Below are 18,852 nucleotides of genomic sequence, written 5' to 3' on the forward strand. Positions count from 1 at the left end.
GAGCTGAGCCTGCGGGGGCACGACGCGAAAAAGCCTTCGGCCCGAGGTGTTGCGGGCGCACGGTGTCAGGTGGAGCCAACGGCAGTCCCGTGCCGCCCGGACCGGGGGCGGCCCGGCCGATGTCAGGTGTACTTGACATCACGGCGGGTACCTCTTACCGTGTCAGGTGTACTTGACTTCTCGCCACGGAAAGGGTGACTCGTGCAAGCACACGACGAGACCGGGGCCTATCGGGTCTCGATCAAGACGGCCGTTCGACTCGTACTCTGGACACTCGCCTGGGCGGCGACCCTCGCCCTGGCCAAATTCGGTCCCGGACTCCTGTGGGATTCACGGCAACCGGCGGCGAGCTGGGTCGCGGTCGCCGTCAACTTTGCCGTCGGCGTCGGATGGATCGTCGCCTTCGCGCGCTTTCTCCGAGGACAGGACGAGTTTCAACGGAAGATCATTCAGGATGCGCTGGCGGTCGCCCTCGGCGTGGGATGGGTTAGCGCGTTCGCCTACGTCGTCGCGGACGCCGCCGGCCTCGTCGCCTACGACGTCGACATCGCGGTCTTCCCCGTGCTCCTGGGGGTCGTCTACATGATCACCATCCTCGTCGGCAAGCTCAGGTACCGATGAGGAACCGCATCAAGGACCTTCGGGCCGAATGCGCCTGGACACAGGCCGACCTGGCTCAACGTGTCGGCGTGTCGAGGCAGGCGATCAACGCGATCGAAACGGGGAAGTTCGACCCGAGCCTTCCGGTCGCCTTCCGTCTCGCCAGGCTGTTCGACCTGAGGATCGAAGAGCTCTTCTTCGACGATCAGTGAAGCGCCTCGGATGCGACCCGCACGAGCCGGCCAGGGACATGGTCGCGAACCGTGCCGCGCTTGACGGTTTCGGAATCGGGGGCACCGATGCCGGCCGCGACGTCATCGTCGTCGGAGCGTTCGTCGCCGGCCGCGGGCCCGCCCGCCGACCCCGGCCCGGCCGTGTCGTCCCTAGACTGCAGGCATGCCAACCGCACTGATCACGGGGGCGACGGCCGGCATCGGTGCCGCCTTCGCCCGCCGCCTGGCCGCCGACGGATTCTCACTCGTCCTGGTCGCCCGCGACGAGAAGCGTCTCGTCTCCGTCGCCGAGGAGCTACGCCTGCGCTACGGGGCGAGCAGCGAGGTGCTCGCCGCCGACCTGGTGACCGACGAGGGCTTGGAGGCGGTGGAGCGGCGGCTCCGCGAGGGAGTCGACCTGCTGGTCAACAACGCGGGTTTCGGCCACCGGGGCCACTTCCTCGACGTGCCCGCCGAGGAGGAGCTGCGGATGCTCAAACTGCACTGCGAGGCGGTGCTGCGGCTGACGCTGGCCGCGCTGCCGGGGATGAGGGACCGCGACCGGGGCGCGGTGATCAACGTGGCGTCGGTGGCGGCGTTCTTCACCCGGGGCTCCTACAGCGCGTCCAAGGCGTGGGTGGTCAGCTTCAGCGAGTCCACGGCCATGGAGATGGCCGGGAGCCGGGTGCGGGTCATGGCCCTGTGCCCGGGGTTCGTGCACACCGAGTTCCACGAGCGCGCCGCAATGGACAAGTCGGGAATTCCCGAGTTCTTCTGGCTGTCGGCCGACAACGTCGTCCGCGAGGCCATGCGCGATCTGGTCCGAGGCGTGCGGGTGAGCATTCCCGACCTGCGCTACAAGGTCATCGTCAGGGTCGGCAGGCTGCTCCCCCTGCGCTTCATCGGCCAATTCTCGCGACGCCTCGCCCGCCGCTGAGGGGAAGCCTCCGGCGGAAACCCGGCGGGGAGAACACGAAAACGCGGGGGCGGAAAACAGCCGGGGAAAAGCGGCGGGAGGCCACCCGAGGGAGGCGGCCGGAAGAGGGCCGGAGACGACGGAAAGGGCCCGCGCCACGGGAGGGGGTCGTGGCGCGGGCCCTTCCGGCCTGCGGTGGTGGTCGAGGACGGGCCTCGCGGCCCGCCCGGCGGATCAGACGCGGGTGTTGGCCTCGTGGCCGATCGCCAGGCCCGAGACCGGGTCGAAGAAGTGCAGGTTGTGGGTGTCGACGATCAGCTCGATGTTCTGACCGGGACGGACGTGGCTGCGGGAGTTGACGCGGGCGGTCCACAGTGACTTGTCGCCCACCAGCGGCAGCGTCGCGTCCTCCTCGCCGTCGTCGGCGGCGGCGGCCACGGTGTCCTGGTGCTGGACCGGCGGGGCGTCGATCAGGAACAGCACGTTGATCTCGGAGCCCAGCTCCTCGGTGACCTCGGCGCGCACCGGCAGGCGGACCCAGCCGGAGGACGAGCCGTTGGCGGCGATCGAGTCGTCGAAGTCGGAGGGGCGGATGCCCAGGATGATCTTCTTGCCGATGTACTGGTCCAGGCCGCTCTTCTCGGTGAAGGTCTCGGTCGGCACCGGCAGCTTGAAGCCCGCGAAGGCGACGGCCGCGCCGCCCTCGCCGCGCACCAGCTCGGCGTTGACGAAGTTCATCGACGGGGAGCCCATGAAGCCCGCGACGAACAGGTTGACCGGCTTGTCGAAGAGGTTCTGCGGGGTGTCGACCTGCTGGAGCAGGCCGTCGCGCAGCACGCAGACGCGGTCGCCGAGGGTCATGGCCTCGACCTGGTCGTGGGTGACGTAGACGGTCGTCACGCCCAGGCGCTCGTGCAGGGTGTTGAGGGAGGCCCGCATGGAGACGCGGAGCTTGGCGTCCAGGTTGGACAGCGGCTCGTCCATGAGGAAGGCCTGCGGCTCGCGCACGATGGCGCGGCCCATGGCGACACGCTGGCGCTGGCCGCCGGAGAGGGCGGCGGGCTTGCGCTTGAGGTACTGGTCGAGGCCGAGCATCTTGGCGGCCTCGCCGACGCGCTTGGCGATCTCCGCCTTGGGCATCTTGCGGAGCTTCAGACCGAAGGCGAGGTTCTCCTCGACGGTCATGTGCGGGTAGAGCGCGTAGTTCTGGAAGACCATGGCGATGTCACGGTCCTTCGGGGGCAGGTGGTTGACCACCCGGTCGCCGATGGCGATCTCGCCGCCGCTGATGTCCTCGAGCCCGGCGATCATCCGCAGGGCGGTGGACTTGCCACATCCGGACGGACCCACCAGAACCATGAACTCCCCGTCCTTGATCTCAAGGTCGAGGCCGTTCACGGCTTTGACGCCGCCCGCGTAGATCTTGTCGACTTTGCTGAGAACGATGGATGCCATGGAAGTCCTTGTCGCCTCGGGCCAACCCCGCGTTCACCCGATATTGGATACGTTTTCATGCATCTCATCGGAAACGGACATGCGTGTCAAGAGGTTGCCCGGTTCTGGCCTGTCAGCAGGACAGTCATTGTCGCTCCGCCCTGGATCGAGCACGGAAAACATGATGGAATCGTTTCCATGAACATGCGTCGTACGACGATCAAGGACGTCGCCGGGGCAGCCGGGGTGGGGGTCGCCACGGTGTCCCGGGTTCTGTCCGGCGGGTCGGCCAGCCCGGAGACCAGGGAGCGGGTGCTGACCGTCGCCGCCCAGCTCGACTACCGGCCCAGCGCTCTCGGGCGCAACCTGCGCCAGCGGCGCTCGGGCGGGATCGGGCTGCTGCTGCCCGACATCACCGACACCTTCTACGGCCGTGTGGCCGACGGCGTGCTCGCCTGCGCGCGCTCGGCGGGCGAGCCGGTGATCGTGGGCGCGACCGGCGACGATCCGGAGCGCGAGGCCGAGCTGATCGGCATGCTGCTGGAGCAGGGCGTGGACCGGGTGATCGCGATCCCCTCCGGCGACGGCGACAGCTGGGCACCGACCCTGCGGGCCGGGGTGATCACGGTGTTCGCGCACCGGCTCTCGGCCGGGCGCGACGACATCCCGGCGGTGGTGGCCGACGACCGCGCGGGGGTCAGGACCGCGGTCGACTACCTGACGGGGCTGGGACACCGGCGCATCGCCTACCTGGGCGGCCCGGGGCAGGAGCAGCGCCTGTCGGTCTTCAGGCAGGCGCTGGGGCCCCTCGTCGACGAGGAGCTGATCGTCGTCGCCCGGGGCAGCCGCGACTCCGCGTACGCCGCGGCGGCCGGGCTCTTCCAGCACCGGCCCGACCTGACCGCCGTGCTGGCCGGGGGCAACCTGCTGGGCGAGGCGGCGGTGCTGGCGTCGAGGGAGCTGGACCTGCGCATCCCCAGGGACCTGTCCCTGATCATGTTCGACGACGTGCCCTGGGCGGAGCTGTGCTCACCGCCGCTGACGGTGATCGCACAGCCCGCCAGGGACATCGGCTACCGCGCCGCCGAGCTGGTGCTGCGCGGCGGCGCCAGAAGGCCGCGGGGCGTGCTGCTGCCCACCGAGCTGATCGTCAGGGGCAGCTGCGCGGCTAGAGGGACTTCTCGATCGCCTCGATGACGGCGGGGTCGCCGGGCTGCACGTTCGGCCGGAACCTGGCCAGAACCTCCCCGTCCCGGGAGACGAGGAACTTCTCGAAGTTCCACTTGACGTCACCGGCCTCGCCCTCGGCGTCGGGGGTGCCGGTCAGCGCGTCGTAGAGGGGATGCCTGTCGTCGCCGTTGACCTCGGTCTTGGCCAGCAGCGGGAAGTCGACGCCGTAGGTGGTGGAGCAGAACTCCTGGATCTCCTCGGCGCTGCCCGGCTCCTGGCCGTAGAACTGGTTGCATGGCACCCCGACGACGGTGAAGCCCCGGTCGCCGTAGGTGCGCTGGAGGTCGACGAGACCCGCGTACTGGGGGGTGAGGCCGCATCTGGAGGCGACGTTCACGATGAGGACGGCCCTGTCTCCGGCCAGCTCGGCCAGAGTCGTGGGCGTGTCGGCAAGGGTACGGATGGCGGTATCACGGATTCCCATGATCCGCACCCTAATCCCCTTGTCACATTCGAGAGTTATGCCGTCCATAAAGTGAAATGTGACTGACGCCACAGGCAAGACGACGCCCCCCTCACCAATGCTCTGATCATTCTCTTACCCGGCTCTGACAGGACTCCTGACAGGCGCTGTCGACTGGCCCGCCGCCGATTCGCGGGGCATCGTGTCGGCCGTCCCCCGTCTCCAACGCACAAGGGAGTCCCATGTCGACGCTACGCCGTACCGGCGTGCTGGTGATCACCTCGGTGCTCGCCCTCGGCACCCCCACGGTCGCCCAGGCGTCCTCGGCAAGACCGGGCAACCAGGCCGTCGCCAGGCCGATGGTGTCCGCGCACGGCTGGAACAGGAGCCAGTTCGACTGCCTCATCAGGCTCTGGACCAGGGAGAGCAACTGGAACCACCGCGCGCGCAATCGCTCGTCGGGCGCGTACGGCATCCCGCAGGCACTGCCCGGCGGCAAGATGGCCAGCGCCGGGCGCGACTGGCGCACCAACCCCAGGACGCAGATCAGGTGGGGACTCGGCTACATCAAGCAGCGCTACGGCTCGCCGTGCGGGGCGTGGACGCACTTCAGGACGCGGGGCTGGTACTGATCAGGGAACGGTGATCTGAAACCCCATGGCAGGGTGATTTTCACACCGTCTCCCCGCATGGGTGATTCGCCGGTCGTAATCGGCCCTTCTCCGAATCACCCGTAAATCACGAAGATCGGGCAAACTCCTTCCCTTCGCGTGTCCCATCCGCCGTTCGGCGCCCTTTCGCGTACTAGAAAGCCGCCTATAGAGATCGCCGCGGCGTCTCATGCCGGAAACAGGCCGGAGAGACCGCGCGGACGTTCCCCGCCCACGCCATGGGCGCGGGGCCGTCGGGCGCGGGAGGACACCACGTGCCCTCCCACGCCTTCCGCACGCGGCCTGAGGACAAGGATCCACGTGAACAGCTACCGCGTTCTGCGCAACACCGTCGCGACCGTTCTGGCCGCCTCGACGATGGTCGGCCCGTCGGCGACGGGACAGGCCGAGAGCACCTCCGAGACGTCCAGGAAAGGGACGGCGAGGACGGTGCACCGCCTCACCTGGGCCACCCAGGTGAAGCCAAGGGTGAAAGCGGTCGCGAGGACCGCCAAGGGCAGGAACAAGACGATCGCCTATCGTCTCGTGTCCCGCCGAGCGTGGCCGCACAGCCAGTTCCGCTGCCTGGACAGTCTCTGGACCAGGGAGAGCAACTGGAACCACCGCGCGTACAACCACTCATCGGGTGCGTACGGCATCCCGCAGGCGCTGCCAGGCTCGAAGATGGGCGGCAGCGGCAGGGACTGGCGGCACAACCCGGCCACGCAGATCCACTGGGGTCTGAGGTACATCAAGAGCCGCTACGGGTCGCCGTGCGGCGCGTGGGGTCATTTCCGGTCGAGCAACTGGTACTGACCCACCCGGAGAGTGTCCAGGGGAAGGGAGCACTCTCCCGACGCCCGGGGCCCCAGGTCCCGGGCGTCATCTCCCACGCCGCACGGCCGCGTCACCACGTGGGCCCGGCGCTTCCCCGCACGACCGCTCGAGGCGCACCACCGCCCGGGTCGCGCAACCGCTCACGCCGCACGGCCACGCGGGTCGTACGGCCACGCGGGTCGTACGGCCGCGTCACCGGTTGAGCCGCACCGCCATCGCCTGGATGAGCATCTCCAGGCCGAAGGCGAACTCGGCCTCGTGGTCGCACTCGTTGAGTATCGGAGCCAGCTCGCCGACCTGCGGGAACAGCAGGGGGTCGACCTGGTCGACCCTGACGTCCGAACGGTGGACCGGCGCGAACGTCGGGGTCACCCCCACCTCCCTCAGCAGCGAGCCCACGATGTAGGCGATGAACACGCGCAGGGCGCGCACCGCCTCGTCCCCGCCGAAGCCCGCCTCGCGCAGCGTGGCCAGCGCCCGCTCCACGGGGAGCAGCCCTGCGGTGGAGCGGAGCTGGCGGCTGACCACCACCATCGTGCAGCGCGGGTAGTGGCTCGCGATCTGCCGGAAGGCGAGCGCCTGCATGCGCACCCGCTCGGTCCACTCGGCATCCGGGTCGTCGGTGAACTCGATCTGCGACAGGACGGTCTCGGCCACCCCGTCGAGCAGGGCCTCCTTGTTCGGCACGTGATTGTAGAGCGACATCACGCCCACACCCAGATTGGCGGCGATCGCGCGCATCGACACCGCGTCGGCGCCCTCCCGCTCGATGAGTTCGATGGCCGAGGCCACGATGCGCGGCCGGGACAGTGGCTGGACAGGCATGTGGCCGTCGTCCCCTCATCGGTTCCATTGACGTACGTACAGCGTACGTGACAACCTCGATAGGTACGTACGGTGTACGTCTCTGGAGGCCGCATGTCGACGCACGATCTTTACACCATTCCCGCCGAGCTCTCCACGTGGGACGTCGAGGCGGCCGGGGCCGCCCGCTTCACGTGGGAGTACGACGACGGCAGGGACCGCATGCTCGCCCTGTACCAGAAGGGCAAGGACAAGCAGTGGGACTCGGTCAAGCGCATCGACTGGGACCTGGAGGTCGACCCCTACAACGTGCTCGGCGTCCCCGACGAGACCATCGCGATCTTCGGCACCCCGCTCTGGGAGCGGATGGACCAAAAACAGCGCAAGGACGTGCGCCTGCACAACGCCTCCTGGCAGTTCTCCCAGTTCCTGCACGGCGAGCAGGGCGCGATGATCTGCTCGGCCAGGATCGTGGAGTCGGTCCCCGACCTCGACTCCAAGTTCTACGCCGCCACCCAGACCATGGACGAGGCGCGACACGCCGAGACCTACGCGCGGTTCCTCCAGGAGAAGGTGGGCCTGGCCTACCCCATCAACCCGTACCTGAAGTCGCTGCTCGACAACACCCTGAGCGACTCCCGCTGGGACATGCCCTACCTCGGCATGCAGGTGCTCATCGAGGGCCTCGCCCTGGCCGCCTTCGGCGTGATGCGCGACATCACCACCAAGCCGCTGCCCAAGCAGATCCTCGCCTACGTGATGCAGGACGAGGCCCGCCACGTCGCCTTCGGCCGGATGGCGCTGCGCGACTACTACGCGCAGCTCAGCGAGTCCGAGCTGCGCGAGCGCGAGGACTTCGTCATCGAGGGCTGCTACCTGATGCGCGACCGGCTGCGCGGCCGGGAGACGTGGGAGAACCTGGGGCTGAGCAAGACCGAGGTCATCGAGGCGATGGAGTGCGTCGACAAGTCCGAATATCTCAGGATTTTCCGCTCTCTGCTTTTCAGCCGCATCGTGCCCTGCGTCAAGGACATCGGGCTGTGGAGCCCCCGCCTGCAGCAGGCCTACGCCGACATGGGCGTGCTGGACATGGCCGGCCAGAGCCTGGACAAGCTGATGCGCCAGGACGAGGACATCGCCGAGAAGCTCGACGCCGAGCGGTTCGCCGCCGAGGAGGCCGAGCGCCACGCCGAGGTCGCCGAGACCGTCTCCCTCGGCGAGGACTCACCCTCCTGACCCGCCCGGCCCGGCCCTGTGCCTTGTCCGGGCCCTGATCCGGTCGTGACACGTCCCCCGGGCGGGCCGCCCACCCGCCTCAGGTCTCAGGGCAGGTCGAGGGCGCTCAGTCCGAGCAGGAGAGCCTGCCGGTCGCGGGTGCTCAGGGCCTCGTACGGCCGCGCGGCGCGGCGGTTCGTCTCCACCTCGATCCGGTCGCGGGCGGGCCCCGGGGGCAGGGCGAGGATCTGGGCCACGGTGAGGCCCTCCCCCCTCCAGGCGTCGGCGTGCGCGTCGGCGCGGTGGTAGCGCAGCACGGCCAGCCGGTTGAACAGCAGCACGCCCGGCGGGGTCCCCACCGGCTCGTGGGGCGGCGAGGCCTGGGCGAAGGCCGCGCCGCCCCCGGCCGCACCGGACTCCAGGAGCCTCCCGGCGAGATCGGCCAGCTCGGGCAGCCGGTCGGCCTGGGCGGCCCACAGCTCGCCGGTCACCGCCGCGTGCACCTCGTACAGGGAGGCGATGAAGGACAGCGCGGTCGCGGTCGCGTGCAGCGCGCCGTCGTCGACGAGGGTGCCCTGGGCGACCTGTACGTCGATCTCCGACCGGCTGAAGGGGTTGTAGCGGTAGAGGGCGGCCAGCCCCTCGGCGGTGAGCGGCCTGGCGGGAAGCACGAATCGGAGATCGACCAGCAGGTCCGTCTGGAGACCCGACCGCTCGGTGAGCTCCCGGGTGAGGGGCCTGCTCGCGATGTGAACGCCGAGATTGACCGCGTCGATCAGCGAAGCGATCGACGCCGCGTAGCCTGGCAGATCATCGAAGCGTGACATGCTGCGATATCTTGCCGCATTTTTTACTCTCCGAACCTTCCCAGAACGAAGGCGAAGGCCCCGGCCACGGCGGCGAGGGTACCGAGCCAGGCGATGAGGGCGTCGGCCCGGTCATCGAGGGGACGGCTCCCGTGCAGGGCCTCCTGGGTGCGCCGGTAGCGGATGCCCGTGTGGGTCAGCAGAAGTACGGCGCAGAACACGGCCGGGACGAAGGGGATGACGGTCAGGGCGGGCGCGCCGGCGCGCAGGGCGACGCCCGCGCCGCCCAGGCCGGTGACGGCCAGCATGGCGGTGGTACGGACCCAGGCGAGGCGGGTCCGCTCGCTCTGCAGGCCCGCGTCCCAGAGGCTGCTCACCGGGAGCTCACCGGGACAGCAGGATGAGGATCAGGGCGAGCACGGCGACCGTCGCCACGCCGTACCCGAACAGGGGCGCCAGGGCGGGGGGCGGGAGCGGGGTGGAGCTGCGCAGGGCACGCTGGACGCGGCGCCAGCGGGGGTAGGCCATCGCGGCGGCCAGGGCGGACAGCGACACCAGGACCACCGCGAGCAGGGTGCGCATCCACGGGACGAAGACGTCGGCGGAGACGGCTGCCATGGCCACGCCGCCCGCGCTCAGCGCGAGCGACGTACTCAACCAGGTCAGATACGTGCGTTCGTTGGCAAGGGTGAACCGGGGATCCGGCTCCTTGTCCGGATAGTTCATGAACTTTCCTGGGTCTTCATAGGAACGACGGTATTTCAACCACATTTCCCCTAGAGAACCCGGGATTTCCGGAGGTGCCCGCGAGCACCTCCGGCCCGGCCCGCCCTGGCGGCGCGAGCTCACCGCCACCGGGACTCACCCGTCACCGACGGCTCACCCGTCACCGGGGCGAGGCACCGGTGCGGCGACCGCGCCTCGCCGGAGCGGTGGAGATCACCCGCGCCTCACCGAGGCGCGTGGAGGCTATCCGCAGGCGTTGGTCAGCTGCTGGACCCACTGCACCGAGTCGGTGGCCACCTTCTGGGCGGCGTCGACGGCGCCGTTGGCGTCGGTCACGTTGAAGCCCTCCAGGGTGCCGGAAACGCCCTCGGCGGCCTCCTTCAACGAGGTGTTGGCCGCCTTGTCGGCCAGGTCGCCCAGCTTGGCGCCGCCCTCGTTCAGCGCCTTCTCCATCGCGGCGGGGTCGTTGAGCAGCCCGGAGACCTTGGCGGCGGTCTCGGTGACGATGCCCGCGGCCTGCACGCACTGCTGGGCCTTGTCGATGCCCTGGCTCACCTCTTGGATCTCGGAGCAGCCGGTGGTGATGAGGGCGGCGGCCAGTGCAGAGGCGGCGAGGACGGGAATTCGTCGCTGAAGGGGTCGCATGCCCCGACCCTACCCAACGAGTCGCCACGGCAGGCGCCGCCGTACCGGCTCGTTACCCGCCTGTTCGCTCGCGGACCGCGACGCGGAGAGGCGGCGAAATCGGAACGTCCCGCTGGCCGTACGATTCATCAGTAGTCACACAAGGGGGAGACCATGACGACCTGTGAGCACATCCTGGAGGCCCAGGACCCGGCTCCGCGCACGCCCGAGGGCTGCGAGGAGTGCCTGGCGACGGGCAGCCGCTGGGTCCACCTGCGCAAGTGCCTGTCCTGCGGGCACATCGGCTGCTGCGACTCGTCGCCCAACAAGCACGCCACCGCCCACTTCCTGCAGACCAACGACCCGGTCATCGTCTCGTTCGAACCGGGCGAGGACTGGCGCTGGTGCTACGTGGACAGCGTCATCGGCTAGTCGCGCTCCAGGGTGGCCTCTTCGAAGTCGATCTCGTGGAGGACCCGGCGGAGCACCTCGTCGTCGATGCGCCGCTCGTCGCGGAGGCGCACGAACACGTCGCGCTCGACCACCAGCATCTCCTGACGGAGCCGCCGGTAGACGGTGCTGGGCGTCTCCTCCCCCTCGGGTCCCGTGCCGCCGCCCAGCCGCTCCCAGGCGGTGAGGGTACGGCGCTCGGCGCGGGATCTGAGCTGGTCGACGACCTCCCGGTGGACCTCGTCGACGCCCTCCGCCACCAGCTCGTCCAGCCGGGCCAGCGCCGCCGTGGCGGCCGCCTGCTGGGCGGCCGCCTCCGCCAGGTTGTCGGTGTAGGTCTCCCGCTCGTTGGAGACCTTCAGCCTGCGGATCAGCGCCGGGAACGTCAGGCCCTGGACCAGGAGGGTGCCGATCACCACCGAGAAGGTGAGGAAGAGGAGCAGGTCACGGCCGGGGAAGTCCTCGGGGATGGCGAAGGCCGCGGCCAGGGAGACCACGCCGCGCATGCCCGCCCAGCTCACGATGGTCACGTTCTGCCAGGTCGGCGCGTGGGTCTCGGTCCTGCGGATCTTCTTGGACAGCATCCGGGGCAGGTAGATGCTAGGCACGACCCAGACCACCCTGGCGACCACCGCGGCGGCGAAGACGGCCAGCGCCATCCCGGCGAGTTTCCACCCGTCGCCCCACTCCAGCCCTCTCATGATCGGCCACATCTGCAGGCCGATCAGCGCGAAGACGATCGTCTCCAGGAAGAAGTCGAGGATCCGCCAGACCGCGTCGGACAGCAGCCGGGTGCCGAAGCCCGCCCTGGGCATGCGGTGGCCGATGTAGAGGCCGACGATCACCACGACGATCACGCCGGAGACGTGCACGCTCTCGGCCGCCAGGTAGACGGCGAACGGGGTGAGCAGCATGACGGTGTTCTCGACGAGCGCGTCGCGCAGCCGGACCAGCACCCAGGCCAGGACCCAGGCGAGCGCGAGGCCCATCACCACGCCGCCCGCCGCGGAACGGACGAAGTCGAGGGCGGCGTCCTGCCAGGTGATGCCCTGCCCGACCGCGGCGGCGATGGCCACCCGGTAGGCGGTGAGCGCGGTGGCGTCGTTGAACAGGCTCTCCCCCACCAGGATGGTGACCACCTTGCGGGGCAGCCCGAGCCTGCGGGCCACGGCGACGGCGGCGACCGCGTCGGGCGGGGCCACGATCGCGCCCAGCGCGAACGCGGCGGCCAGCGGCAGCTGGGGCAGGAGCAGGTGGGTGACCCACCCGACGACCAGCGTGGTGAACAGCACCAGGCCGACCGAGAGCAACGCGACCGGCCTGCGGAAGTCCTTGAGCCTCAGGTAGGAGCTCTCGATCGCCGCCGAGTAGAGCAGCGGGGGCAGGAAGACCAGCAGGACCAGCTGGGGGTCGAGCTCGTACCCGGGAACGAACGGTGACAGCGCCACGCCGGCGAGCACCAGCAGCAGCGGCGCCGACCATCCCCTGCGCCTGGCCACCGCGGCCACCCCGATCGCGACGACCGACACGGCCAGCATCTGCAGCACCGTCGACTCGTCCACGCCACCCCGCCCGATAGGGATCGATCAGCTCACGCGCCCCGGCACGCCTCGCGAACCGCCCGGAACGGCTGAAACCGCCACCCGGCGCCGGAGCACATACCCGGCGGACGCCACACGGTATCCCCTCGGACGTGGAGCTCGCGAACGGGACGCGGCGCAGCCGCGTCCCGCGGGGAGATCACCAGTCGCGCTGCTCGTCCCGGTCGCCCCTGTCGTCGCGGCGACGGCCCTCGCGGCGCCTGTCGTCGTACTGGCGCTCGTCGTACCGCTCGTCGTAGCGCTGCTCGTCGTAGCGCTGCTCGGGGCGGAGCCTCTCGCCGGTGGAGTGCGGCGGTTCCGGGACGTAGGGGCGGGACAGCCTCGGGTCGGACACGGCCTGGCCGCGCAGGCCCAGCGGGTCGGACGGGTCGACGTCCTGCTGCGCGTACGCGGGCGGCGAGCCGTACAGGTCGCGCAGGTCGGCGGGGTGACCGGCCTGGTGCGGCTGCTGGGCGCCGAACGTGTAGGGATCGGGCTGCGAGGGGGCCGGGTAGCCGCCGTACTGGTCGGCCTGCGAGGCCTCGTAGGCGGCGGACTGCTGGGCGGCGAACCCGAAGGGGTCGGTCGAGTTCTGCTGTCCCTGCCCGTAGGAGTCGGGCTCCGGCCGCTGGGCGGGCTCGGCGAACTGGCCGAAGAACTGGTCGGGGCGCGGCGTGAACGGGGCGGCCGGCTGCTTCTGGCGGGCCTCCGGGGGCGCGAACGGGTCGACGGGCCGGGGCTGGGGCGGCACTCCGTACGGGTCGGGCCCCTGGGCGCCGAACCGGTCGGCCGGCCCGGCGTAGGGGTCGGGCCGCTGCTGGACGGGCGGGGCCGCGTAGGGGTCGGGCTGCTGGACGGGCGCGGCGTACGGGTCCGGCCGCTGGACGCCGTACTGGGCGGGCTGCTGCGCGGGCGGGTAGCCGCCGGGCAGCTGGTAGGCGGCCTCACCGGGGACGGGGCCCGCGCCGAGCGGCTCGACGGGCTGCGAGTGCCCGTAGGACAGGGCGTCGTTCACGATCATGTTCTCGCGCGGCACGGCGTCGGGGGGGCCGTACCCGGGGGGCGTGTCCGGGGGGCCGTAACCGGGGGGAACGCGGTCCTGGGGCCGGTCGGATCGGTCGGAGCGGTCCACGGGGGGCGGCACCACGCCTCGCGCGACGAGCACGTCGTTCGGGCCGAGGGCGGCGGCCTGGCGGGGTTCGTCCAGCGGCGAGGGGACGTGGCCGGCCGGGTCGGGATACTGCTGCGGCTGGGCGTAGTCCTCGGGGCGGGGCCGGGCGTACTGGCCGGTGCCGGGATACTCGCCGTAGGCCTGCGGCTCGTCCTGCGGCGGCTGGTCGGCGTGAACGGGCTCGCCCACCTCGTCGGGGTACTGCCCACCGGCCTCGACGAAGCCCTCGTCAAGCGTGTCGACCAGGCGCCCCACGTCGTTCATGGGCATGCGGAAACTCGCGGTGCACATCTCGCCGCGCCACAGGCTCAGCACCAGCGTGCCTTCGTGCCAGGTGACCCGGAGCACCCGCTCCTGGCCACGCTCGTCAAAGAACACCTCGCCGAACGACGGCAACGGGACAACTTCCGACATGGAGGACATAGTGCTTTAACCAGCCTTTATTCGTCCACTCGACCTCGGGAAACTCTACCGAACCGGTTTTTCCGTCCCCATCTTCCGCCCCAGCGGCACCGGAACGGTAGACCTTCCCTTGACCTTACGAGGATTGGTGAGCCGGGTGATCCAGCCAGTTTGCCACGTGACGTGAACCTCGGGTTCCGGAATACGGGTATGCGTCCACGCGGCGACTCGCCGGAGCAGCCGCGATTGTCGGGACGAGCGGGTACGGTTGGCTGTCGTGCCGACCGACTCCATCGCCCCATCCGAAGACGTCTCCTCAAAGGTGGATATTCCCCCGGTTGAGGATCTGCTGAACACCGCCGTCGAGGCGGTGGGCGGGGTCGAGCGCCCCGGGCAGATCACGATGGTGAGGGCGGTGCAGCACGCCATCGAGTCGGGCGACCACCTCGCCGTCCAGGCGGGCACGGGCACCGGCAAGTCGCTGGCCTACCTGATCCCCTCGATCAGGCACGCGATGACCTCCAAGGGCGCCGTGGTCGTCTCCACCGCCACCATCGCGCTCCAGCGGCAGCTCGTCGACCGCGACCTGCCCCGCCTCGCCAAGGCCCTCGCCCCGCAGCTGCCGCACGAGCCGTCGTTCGCGATCCTCAAGGGCCGCCGCAACTACCTGTGCCGCTACAAGGCGAGCGCGGGTTGGCCCGACGAGGAGCAGGAGCAGCTCTTCGACCCCCGGGAGGTCAACGCGACGGGCCGGATGGTCCAGCGCATCCAGGAGTGGGCCGGCGAGACCGAGACCGGCGACCGCGACGAGCTCGTCCCCGGCGTCAACGAGCAGGCCTGGCGCCAGTTCTCGGTCAGCGCCAGGGAGTGCCTGGGGGCCGCGCGCTGCCCGAGCGGCATGGAGTGCTTCGCCGAGCTGGCCCGCGCCCGCGCCGGTGAGTCCGACGTGGTCGTGACCAACCACGCGCTGCTCGCGATCGACGCGATGGAGGACTTCCCGCTCCTGCCCGAGCACGAGGTGGTCGTGGTCGACGAGGCGCACGAGCTGGTCGACCGCGTCACCTCCGTGGTCACCGGCGAGCTGTCGGAGACCATGGTCACGGTGGCCGCGCGGCGGGTCGGCAAGCTCATCGAGCAGCACCTCGCCGACCGGCTCATGGAGGCCGGAGAGGACCTCAAGGCGCTGCTGGGCGCCGCCCCCGCCGGGCGCCTCGACGAGCTCCCCCAGGTGCTCGGGATGACGCTCGCCCTGGTCCGCGACGCGGCGTGGGCGTGCATCACCGCCCTCGGCCCGCGCAACGGCGACAAGGACGACCCGGAGGGCGCGGGGCTGCGCAGGGCGGCCTTCACCTCGCTGGACGAGGTCCACGACACCGCGCAGCGCATGCTCGACGCCTTCGGCCACGCCGAGGAGATCGACCGGGCCGAGGTGGTCTGGCTGGAGGCGGGCACCGACCGGCGTCCGCCCCTGCTGCGGGTGGCGCCGCTGACGGTGGCGGGCATGCTCCGCGACAAGCTCTTCGGCGACCGTACGGTCATCCTCACCTCGGCCACGCTCGCCTTGGGCGGCGCCTTCGACGGCCTGGCCCGCCAGTGGGGCCTGGGCGGGGGCGGCGCGAAGGACGCGGCGGGAGACGAGACGAAGGAGAGCGGAGAGGGCGGCGGGGGCGGCGGGGGCGGCGGGGGCGGCGGGGGCGGCGAGAGCACGGAGGGGAAGAAACGCGGCAAGGGCGGCAAGGGCCGGGCCGGTTGGACCGGCATCGACGTCGGCTCCCCTTTCGACCACCCGCGCAGCGGCATCCTCTACGTCGCCAAGCACCTGCCCCAGCCGGGCCGCGACGGCCTGCCCGAGGCCTACCTTGAGGAGATCATCGAGCTGATCGAGGCCGCGGGGGGCCGCACCCTCGGCCTGTTCTCCTCGATGCGCGCCGCCAAGGCGGCCACCGAGGCCCTGCGCGACCGGCTGAGCGTGCCGCTGCTCTGCCAGGGTGACGACTCCACGATGCTGCTGGTCAAGCAGTTCGCGGAGGACGAGCCGACCTGCCTGTTCGGCACGCTGTCACTCTGGCAGGGGGTCGACGTCCCCGGTCCCTCGCTGCGCCTGGTCATCATCGACCGCATTCCCTTCCCCCGCCCGGACGACCCGCTCAGCTCCGCCCGCCAGCGCCACGTCGCGGCCAAGGGCGGCAACGGGTTCATGTCGGTCGCCGCCACCCACGCCGCGCTGCTCCTCGCCCAGGGCGCGGGCCGCCTGCTGCGCAGCCAGCACGACAAGGGCGTGGTCGCGGTGCTCGACCCCCGGCTGGCGACGGCCCGCTACGCCGGGTTCCTGCGCGACTCCCTGCCGCCCTTCTGGCCCACCAACGACCCGGCCAAGGTCCGCAGCGCCCTCAAGCGCCTCAACGACTCCTGAGGCCACCGGCCGGGTGCCCCGCGCGGGCCCGCGGGTGAAAGCTCACGCGGATCAGATCCGGGGGCCGGGGGCCGACGCGGGTCCTGGGACGTCCCGGGAACGCGGGCTCGCTTCCCGGGACGTGGGCTCAGGTTTCGGGGACGGGAGTCAGGAGGTGGTCTCGGCGATGGCCTGCAGGGCCAGCACGTACGACCTCAGGCCGAAGCCCGCGATGGTGCCGGTCGCCACCGCGGCGACCACCGAGGTGTGCCGGAACTCCTCGCGAGCGGCCGGGTTGCTGATGTGCACCTCGACCAGGGGCGCGGTGCGCTGGGCGATAGCGTCGCGCAGCGCGTAGGAGTAGTGGGTGAACGCCGCCGGGTTCAGCACCACGGGGACTCGGCCGTCGGCCGCCTCGTGCAGCCAGCCCAGCATCTCCGCCTCGTCGTCGGTCTGCCGGACGTCGACCGACAGGCCGAGCCGCCTGCCGGTGTCCCGGCAGAGCGCGGCCAGGTCGGCGAAGGTCTCCGCGCCGTAGACGTCCGGCTCGCGGGTGCCGAGCCGCCCCAGGTTGGGGCCGTTGAGCACGTAGACGGTTCTCATCGGGTCACTCACCGCTCCTTGATGGCCGCGCGCCTGCCACGCGGCCGACGTCACTCACCCGGCGCGCCGTCCGGCGCCGCCCCTCCACGCCTCGCCGAGGCCCCGGACAGGGACCCGGGCTCGCGGGCACACCCGTGCCGCCGGACGCGCTCGCCGTCGCCGGGGCGTACGGACCACCGCGCGCCGGGAGCGCGGGAGGCGTGAGGCTCACCGGGCGACCTCGTGGTAGGCGGCCTCAAGGAGCTCCTCCGGCGGGTCGACCAGCGGGGACACCTTCGCCAGGTCGTCCAGGAGGACGAAGCGCAGCTTGGCGCCGCGGCTCTTCTTGTCGAGGCGCATGTGGTCGCGCAGCTCGGGCCAGGCCTCGCGGCGGTAGGCGGTGGGCAGCCCGACCGAGGTCAGGATGGACCTGGTCCGCTCCACGACGTCGGCGCCGATCCTGCCGTCCAGGCGGGACAGCTCGGCCGCGTAGACCATGCCGATCGCGACGGCCTCGCCGTGGCGCATCCGGTATTCCTCGACGCGCTCGATGGCGTGGGCCAGCGTGTGGCCGTAGTTGAGGATCTCCCGCAGGCCGCCCTCGCGCAGGTCGGCTCCGACGACGTCGGCCTTGATCTGGATCTTCCGCTCGATCAGTTCGCGGGTGTGCCGGCCCTCGGGGAGCCTGGCGCCCTCCGGGTCGTCCTCGATGAGCGTGAGGATCCGCGGGTCGGCGATGAAACCGCCCTTGATGATCTCCGCCAGGCCGCCCACGTAGTCGTCGCGGGGCACCGAGACCAGCGTCGCCAGGTCGCACAGCACCCCGGCGGGCGGGTGGAAGGAGCCGACCAGGTTCTTGCCCTCGGGGGTGTTGATGCCGGTCTTGCCGCCCACCGCCGCGTCGACCATGCCGAGCAGGGTGGTCGGCACCTGCACGACCTTGACGCCGCGCAGCCAGGTGGCGGCGGCGAACCCCGCCAGGTCGGTGGTGGCCCCCCCGCCGACGCCGACCACGGCGTCGGAGCGGGTGATGCCCGCGCGGCCGAAGGCGGACCACAGCTCCGCGGCCACCTCGACCGTCTTGGCACGCTCGGCGTCGGGCACCGGCAGCGCGACGACCTCGTACCCGGCCGCCTCGATCGCGCCGCAGACGGGGCGGGCGATCTCCGGCAGGCTCTCCGGGTAGATCACCGCGACGGTGCCGACCCCCGCGCCGAGCAGGCCGGGCAGCTCGCCGAGCACTCCGGTGCCGATCACCACGTCGTACGGGCTCTCCCCGGGCACCTCGATCCTGGAGAGCGTCACGGCTTCAGGCCCCCCACGATCTCGTCGACGATCTGGCCGGGCTCGCGCTCGTCGGTCGCCACGACGATCGTGGCCAGCCCCTCGTAGACGGGGCGGCGGGCGTCCAGCAGCTTCTTCAGCTGGCTGCGCGGGTTCAGCACGAGCAGCGGTCGCGCCGAGGCCAGGCCCACCCGCTGGACGGCGTTGGAGAGGCCGACCTCCAGGTAGACCACCGGCTGCCCGGCCAGCAGCTCGCGCGTGGCCTCGGCGAGGATCGCGCCGCCGCCGAGGGAGAGGACGCCGTCGTGCTCGGCCAGCGCCCGCCGTACGGCCTCGGCCTCCAGCTCGCGGAAGGTCTCCTCGCCGTCCTCGATGAAGACGTCGCTCACCGGCTTGCCCGCCGTGCGCTCCACGTCGGCGTCGGTGTCGCGGAAGGCGACCCCGAGCCGTTCGGCCAGGAGTTGCCCGACGGTCGACTTGCCCGATCCCGGAGGACCGATCAGCACTGCTCGGGGACTCATGTGATCTCCTTCG

21 protein-coding genes are annotated in these 18,852 nt (G+C 71.0%); 9 read left to right on the forward strand and 12 right to left on the reverse strand.

The features are described 5' to 3' along the window. Positions 1-201 precede the first annotated feature (201 nt). From ACSDR0_RS19360 to ACSDR0_RS19370, 3 genes are all read left to right on the forward strand, one after another. Positions 202-621: a hypothetical protein gene (locus ACSDR0_RS19360; protein ID WP_435290233.1), complete on the forward strand. Its 420-nt coding sequence runs from the start codon at positions 202-204 to the stop codon at positions 619-621. Next, entirely contained in the window at positions 618-812 is a 195-nt protein-coding gene (locus tag ACSDR0_RS19365; protein WP_435290234.1) for a helix-turn-helix transcriptional regulator, read from the forward strand. Before ACSDR0_RS19360 ends, ACSDR0_RS19365 begins: the two co-directional genes overlap by 4 nt. Before the next feature lie 184 nt (positions 813-996). Further along, complete coding sequence (locus ACSDR0_RS19370; RefSeq protein WP_435290235.1) at positions 997-1,749, forward strand: SDR family NAD(P)-dependent oxidoreductase; 753 nt, start codon at positions 997-999, stop codon at positions 1,747-1,749. Positions 1,750-1,962: 213 nt separating this feature from the next. On the opposite strand, the gene ACSDR0_RS19375 is transcribed toward ACSDR0_RS19370, so the two are convergent. Further along, the gene (locus ACSDR0_RS19375; protein ID WP_435290236.1) at positions 1,963-3,183 is read right to left on the reverse strand and encodes an ABC transporter ATP-binding protein; all 1,221 of its coding nucleotides are present in this window, start codon (positions 3,181-3,183) and stop codon (positions 1,963-1,965) included. A gap of 177 nt (positions 3,184-3,360) precedes the next feature. Between ACSDR0_RS19375 and ACSDR0_RS19380 the strand changes: the two genes are divergently transcribed. Further along, the gene (locus tag ACSDR0_RS19380) at positions 3,361-4,359 is read left to right on the forward strand and encodes a LacI family DNA-binding transcriptional regulator (protein WP_435290237.1); all 999 of its coding nucleotides are present in this window, start codon (positions 3,361-3,363) and stop codon (positions 4,357-4,359) included. Here ACSDR0_RS19380 and ACSDR0_RS19385 read toward each other — a convergent pair. Continuing rightward, positions 4,331-4,816: a glutathione peroxidase gene (locus ACSDR0_RS19385; RefSeq protein WP_435290238.1), complete on the reverse strand. Its 486-nt coding sequence runs from the start codon at positions 4,814-4,816 to the stop codon at positions 4,331-4,333. The two genes, ACSDR0_RS19380 and ACSDR0_RS19385, sit on opposite strands and share 29 nt — an antisense overlap. A gap of 221 nt (positions 4,817-5,037) precedes the next feature. Here ACSDR0_RS19385 and ACSDR0_RS19390 point away from each other — a divergent pair, with 221 nt between their 5' ends. Then, positions 5,038-5,427 carry a transglycosylase SLT domain-containing protein gene (locus tag ACSDR0_RS19390; RefSeq protein ID WP_435290239.1) on the forward strand — a complete coding sequence of 130 codons (390 nt, stop codon included), beginning with the start codon at positions 5,038-5,040 and terminating at the stop codon, positions 5,425-5,427. Positions 5,428-5,766: 339 nt separating this feature from the next. Further along, positions 5,767-6,261: a transglycosylase SLT domain-containing protein gene (locus ACSDR0_RS19395; protein WP_435290240.1), complete on the forward strand. Its 495-nt coding sequence runs from the start codon at positions 5,767-5,769 to the stop codon at positions 6,259-6,261. Positions 6,262-6,474: 213 nt separating this feature from the next. Here the strand turns inward: ACSDR0_RS19395 and ACSDR0_RS19400 are convergent, their stop codons facing one another. Then, positions 6,475-7,107, reverse strand: a complete 633-nt coding sequence (locus tag ACSDR0_RS19400; protein ID WP_435290241.1) for a TetR/AcrR family transcriptional regulator C-terminal domain-containing protein — start codon at positions 7,105-7,107, stop codon at positions 6,475-6,477. Positions 7,108-7,200: 93 nt separating this feature from the next. Here ACSDR0_RS19400 and ACSDR0_RS19405 point away from each other — a divergent pair, with 93 nt between their 5' ends. Further along, positions 7,201-8,322 carry a ferritin-like domain-containing protein gene (locus tag ACSDR0_RS19405; protein WP_435290242.1) on the forward strand — a complete coding sequence of 374 codons (1,122 nt, stop codon included), beginning with the start codon at positions 7,201-7,203 and terminating at the stop codon, positions 8,320-8,322. An 86-nt stretch (positions 8,323-8,408) separates the two neighbouring features. Here ACSDR0_RS19405 and ACSDR0_RS19410 read toward each other — a convergent pair whose 3' ends face one another. From ACSDR0_RS19410 to ACSDR0_RS19425, 4 genes are all read right to left on the reverse strand, one after another. Beyond that, positions 8,409-9,128 carry a hypothetical protein gene (locus ACSDR0_RS19410; RefSeq protein WP_435290243.1) on the reverse strand — a complete coding sequence of 240 codons (720 nt, stop codon included), beginning with the start codon at positions 9,126-9,128 and terminating at the stop codon, positions 8,409-8,411. Positions 9,129-9,151: 23 nt separating this feature from the next. Beyond that, positions 9,152-9,484, reverse strand: a complete 333-nt coding sequence (locus ACSDR0_RS19415; protein ID WP_435290244.1) for a DUF202 domain-containing protein — start codon at positions 9,482-9,484, stop codon at positions 9,152-9,154. Positions 9,485-9,491: 7 nt separating this feature from the next. Then, entirely contained in the window at positions 9,492-9,833 is a 342-nt protein-coding gene (locus tag ACSDR0_RS19420) for a YidH family protein (protein WP_435290245.1), read from the reverse strand. Positions 9,834-10,076: 243 nt separating this feature from the next. Then, the gene (locus tag ACSDR0_RS19425) at positions 10,077-10,478 is read right to left on the reverse strand and encodes a hypothetical protein (protein ID WP_435290246.1); all 402 of its coding nucleotides are present in this window, start codon (positions 10,476-10,478) and stop codon (positions 10,077-10,079) included. A 153-nt stretch (positions 10,479-10,631) separates the two neighbouring features. Between ACSDR0_RS19425 and ACSDR0_RS19430 the strand changes: the two genes are divergently transcribed. After that, on the forward strand, positions 10,632-10,889 hold the full coding sequence (locus ACSDR0_RS19430; RefSeq protein WP_435290247.1) for a ubiquitin carboxyl-terminal hydrolase 14: 258 nt from the start codon (positions 10,632-10,634) through the stop codon (positions 10,887-10,889). Here the strand turns inward: ACSDR0_RS19430 and ACSDR0_RS19435 are convergent. Next, on the reverse strand, positions 10,886-12,469 hold the full coding sequence (locus ACSDR0_RS19435) for a Na+/H+ antiporter (protein ID WP_435290248.1): 1,584 nt from the start codon (positions 12,467-12,469) through the stop codon (positions 10,886-10,888). The genes ACSDR0_RS19430 and ACSDR0_RS19435 overlap by 4 nt on opposite strands. Before the next feature lie 178 nt (positions 12,470-12,647). After that, positions 12,648-14,072 (reverse strand): hypothetical protein, encoded by a 1,425-nt coding sequence (locus tag ACSDR0_RS19440; protein ID WP_435290249.1) that lies wholly within the window; start codon positions 14,070-14,072, stop codon positions 12,648-12,650. 265 nt (positions 14,073-14,337) lie between these two features. Between ACSDR0_RS19440 and ACSDR0_RS19445 the strand changes: the two genes are divergently transcribed. Further along, entirely contained in the window at positions 14,338-16,473 is a 2,136-nt protein-coding gene (locus tag ACSDR0_RS19445; RefSeq protein WP_435290250.1) for an ATP-dependent DNA helicase, read from the forward strand. A gap of 147 nt (positions 16,474-16,620) precedes the next feature. On the opposite strand, the gene aroQ is transcribed toward ACSDR0_RS19445, so the two are convergent. From aroQ to ACSDR0_RS19460, 3 genes are all read right to left on the reverse strand, one after another. Next, complete coding sequence (gene aroQ / locus ACSDR0_RS19450; RefSeq protein WP_435290251.1) at positions 16,621-17,055, reverse strand: type II 3-dehydroquinate dehydratase; 435 nt, start codon at positions 17,053-17,055, stop codon at positions 16,621-16,623. Between the two features lie 207 nt (positions 17,056-17,262). Beyond that, entirely contained in the window at positions 17,263-18,339 is a 1,077-nt protein-coding gene (gene aroB, locus ACSDR0_RS19455; protein WP_435290252.1) for a 3-dehydroquinate synthase, read from the reverse strand. Continuing rightward, positions 18,336-18,839: a shikimate kinase gene (locus tag ACSDR0_RS19460; protein ID WP_435290253.1), complete on the reverse strand. Its 504-nt coding sequence runs from the start codon at positions 18,837-18,839 to the stop codon at positions 18,336-18,338. Before ACSDR0_RS19460 ends, aroB begins: the two co-directional genes overlap by 4 nt. Between the last annotated feature and the right edge of the window lie 13 nt (positions 18,840-18,852).

The organism is Streptosporangium sp. G11 (genome assembly GCF_051192615.1).
Classification (GTDB): Bacteria; Actinomycetota; Actinomycetes; order Streptosporangiales; family Streptosporangiaceae; genus Streptosporangium.

Bases quoted from the DNA above. Each gene is read 5' to 3' on its own strand.
- ACSDR0_RS19375 (WP_435290236.1), bottom strand. From the start codon at position 3,183: ATGGCATCCATCGTTCTCAGCAAAGTCGACAAGATCTACGCGGGCGGC.
- ACSDR0_RS19370 (WP_435290235.1), top strand. From the start codon at position 997: ATGCCAACCGCACTGATCACGGGGGCGACGGCCGGCATCGGTGCCGCC.
- ACSDR0_RS19440 (WP_435290249.1), bottom strand. From the start codon at position 14,072: ATGTCGGAAGTTGTCCCGTTGCCGTCGTTCGGCGAGGTGTTCTTTGAC.
- ACSDR0_RS19385 (WP_435290238.1), bottom strand. From the start codon at position 4,816: ATGGGAATCCGTGATACCGCCATCCGTACCCTTGCCGACACGCCCACG.
- ACSDR0_RS19365 (WP_435290234.1), top strand. From the start codon at position 618: ATGAGGAACCGCATCAAGGACCTTCGGGCCGAATGCGCCTGGACACAG.
- ACSDR0_RS19400 (WP_435290241.1), bottom strand. From the start codon at position 7,107: ATGCCTGTCCAGCCACTGTCCCGGCCGCGCATCGTGGCCTCGGCCATC.
- ACSDR0_RS19420 (WP_435290245.1), bottom strand. From the start codon at position 9,833: ATGAACTATCCGGACAAGGAGCCGGATCCCCGGTTCACCCTTGCCAAC.
- ACSDR0_RS19425 (WP_435290246.1), bottom strand. From the start codon at position 10,478: ATGCGACCCCTTCAGCGACGAATTCCCGTCCTCGCCGCCTCTGCACTG.
- ACSDR0_RS19430 (WP_435290247.1), top strand. From the start codon at position 10,632: ATGACGACCTGTGAGCACATCCTGGAGGCCCAGGACCCGGCTCCGCGC.
- ACSDR0_RS19405 (WP_435290242.1), top strand. From the start codon at position 7,201: ATGTCGACGCACGATCTTTACACCATTCCCGCCGAGCTCTCCACGTGG.
- aroQ (WP_435290251.1), bottom strand. From the start codon at position 17,055: ATGAGAACCGTCTACGTGCTCAACGGCCCCAACCTGGGGCGGCTCGGC.
- ACSDR0_RS19410 (WP_435290243.1), bottom strand. From the start codon at position 9,128: ATGTCACGCTTCGATGATCTGCCAGGCTACGCGGCGTCGATCGCTTCG.
- ACSDR0_RS19390 (WP_435290239.1), top strand. From the start codon at position 5,038: ATGTCGACGCTACGCCGTACCGGCGTGCTGGTGATCACCTCGGTGCTC.
- ACSDR0_RS19380 (WP_435290237.1), top strand. From the start codon at position 3,361: ATGAACATGCGTCGTACGACGATCAAGGACGTCGCCGGGGCAGCCGGG.
- ACSDR0_RS19460 (WP_435290253.1), bottom strand. From the start codon at position 18,839: ATGAGTCCCCGAGCAGTGCTGATCGGTCCTCCGGGATCGGGCAAGTCG.